Annotated in this window: 1 protein-coding gene and 2 pseudogenes; all 3 read right to left on the bottom strand. The window is 72.4% G+C overall.

Annotated elements, in window-relative coordinates; all coding sequences use genetic code 11:
- A pseudogene (locus GRC12_RS46260) lies at positions 1-95 on the bottom strand (bifunctional DNA primase/polymerase); the annotation flags it as partial.
- Between the two features lie 132 nt (positions 96-227).
- A pseudogene (locus GRC12_RS44975) lies at positions 228-305 on the bottom strand (TetR family transcriptional regulator); the annotation flags it as partial.
- 77 nt (positions 306-382) lie between these two features.
- Positions 383-533, bottom strand: a 151-nt coding sequence (locus GRC12_RS44970) for a small ribosomal subunit Rsm22 family protein (protein WP_244374733.1), incomplete at its 5' end; no start/stop codon positions are given.

Genomic DNA, 533 nt, shown 5'->3' with positions numbered 1-533 from the left:
CCGTCGTCGGCGCCGTCCTCCTTGGGGCGGCGTCCGCGCAGCCACTGGGAGAGTTTGCCCTGCCGGCCGGTTCGGCCGCCGAACTCCGCGCTCATCTATCCCCTCGCCTCGCTGTCGTGCGGAACAGCATGCCCTATGGTCCCATCTTCCTCCGCTTCGGGGGGACGGGGCCCCTGTCGACGGGGGGCGAGGCCGTACAGGGCGTAGTCGACGCGAGGGTGTCGGTGTACGCCGGCCCGCGCGCCGATCCCCTCGACGGTCGTCCTCGGGTACCCGGCCTCCGCGACGAGGGCGAGCGCGGCGTCGGACCATGGTCAAGAAGTCCCCGCCCGACTCCGCCCGCCGCAGCGAGAAGGCCCGTCGCGCGATTCGGGTCGTGTTTCTACGGCCGTGCCGTGTCCGGTGGCCAGGGGTCGCCCCAGTCGGCGTCCCGGGCCGCCTTGTAGAGGTCGCCGTGGCGTTTGGTGACGGTGGTGCGGCGCAGCTGTTCGTCGGGCTCGCACAGGTCGAGGAGGACCTGGCCCTTCCTGATC

The organism is Streptomyces griseorubiginosus, from assembly GCF_017614965.1.
Lineage (GTDB): Bacteria > Actinomycetota > Actinomycetes > Streptomycetales > Streptomycetaceae > Streptomyces > Streptomyces griseorubiginosus_B.
The sequence above is the reverse complement of the archived record's forward strand: the minus strand, read 5'-3'. Positions and strand labels throughout refer to the sequence as shown.